We start from the raw sequence: 1,529 nt of genomic DNA, 5'->3' as shown, positions 1-1,529 counted from the left end.
AATTTGTGAAACGAAAAAGTAAACTTACAGAAGACAAATTTTTAAGTCTATGTACATTTTCAGGAGAAGATTTATGTACAGCTACTCTTGTAAAATTATGTTCCAGATTAAATTCAAATGAAGATGCATCAATAAGTCCTCAAGCTTTGAATAATAGATTTAATTCAAGAGCTGTTGATTTTATGCGAAGCATGTTTAATGAAATGATGAAAATACAGAATAAAGTTCTAAGTGAGGAAGAACAACTATTAAAAACGAAGTTTGAAAGGATTACAGTTGCTGATTCTACTAGAATCAGGCTTCCAGACCAACACAAAAAAGAATATAAGGGTTCTAGTCATAAATCAGAAGTTAAAGTACAATTGCAATTTGATTTGTTATCGGGTGAATTTATACTCTGTGACGTAATGAAAGGTTATAAAAATGATCAATCATATATTCCTAAATTACAGGAAACAGTTATGAAAGGAGATTTGTGTCTAAAAGATTTGGGTTATTTCAAAATAGCAGATTTGAAATTTATTGAATCTAAACAAGCATACTACATATCAAAGATTAAAATAAATATGAATTTATTTAAAAGAGAAGAAGTTATAGAGTATGGATTTAAAGGAAAATCAACTATAAGACAAAGATATTCCCCAATAGATATCTACAAATTCACAGAGCCTTTAGCCGAAGGCGAAACATTGGAACTTCCAGAAATCTATTTAGGGAACACAAATAAAAATAGAATTAAAACTAGATTAATTGTAACTAAATTATCAGAAGAAAACAAGAGGAAAAGAGAAGATAAACATAATGAAGAAATTAAAAAACAAAGAAGGGTAGCAAGTAAAAGAAATGAACAATGGGCTAGTATTAACGTATATGCTACTAATGCTCCTGTTGAAATTTTAGATACTTTAAAAGTTCATGATATGTATTCATTAAGATGGCAATGCGAAATTTTCTTTAAAATATGGAAATCACTTTTTAATATTGATAAGATAAAGAAAACTAAAATAGAAAGATTTCAATGTTTTCTATACGGTCGATTAATAGCTATATTGCTGACCTTATCAATTGTATTTACTTCTAGAAAGCTAGTTTATTTAAATGAAAATAAAGAAATAAGTGAAATAAAGTCCTTTGGAATAGTTCAAGAATTTTTTCGGCCTTTAAGATTAAAACTATTTAAAAGTGAATTTGTAGCAGTAAACCTATTAATAAAAATCTATACTTCTATAAAAAAGCTAGGTATAAAATCAAAGAAAAAAGGTCGTAAAACATCATTATTTATACTAAAAGATGTTGAAATAACAGAAGATGAATTGCTAAAAATGGCAAGTTAATACATGAAATAATTTCCTTTAATAAAACAAATTCACAAAAATATTTGTGGATTTATTTATCATACAAAATTTGAACTCCTTTATGAATAAAATGGGTTAAATTAAATATTATCACAATATTTAATTTCCAATTGTATAAATTAAAATAGCCATCAAGCATTGGAATAAAATTGTATTCTTAGGTTGATGGCTATG

1 protein-coding gene is annotated in these 1,529 nt (G+C 26.2%); it reads left to right on the top strand.

Annotated elements, in window-relative coordinates; translation table 11 throughout:
• A partial coding sequence (locus ACVHXK_RS18615) for an IS4 family transposase (RefSeq protein ID WP_461207908.1) occupies positions 1–1,334 on the top strand: 1,334 nt, incomplete at its 5' end.
• Positions 1,335–1,529: the final 195 nt, after the last annotated feature.

It is taken from the genome of Clostridium sp. DL1XJH146 (genome assembly GCF_054819755.1).
Note: the sequence above shows the minus strand (reverse complement) of the source record. Positions and strands in the feature narration are given on the sequence as shown.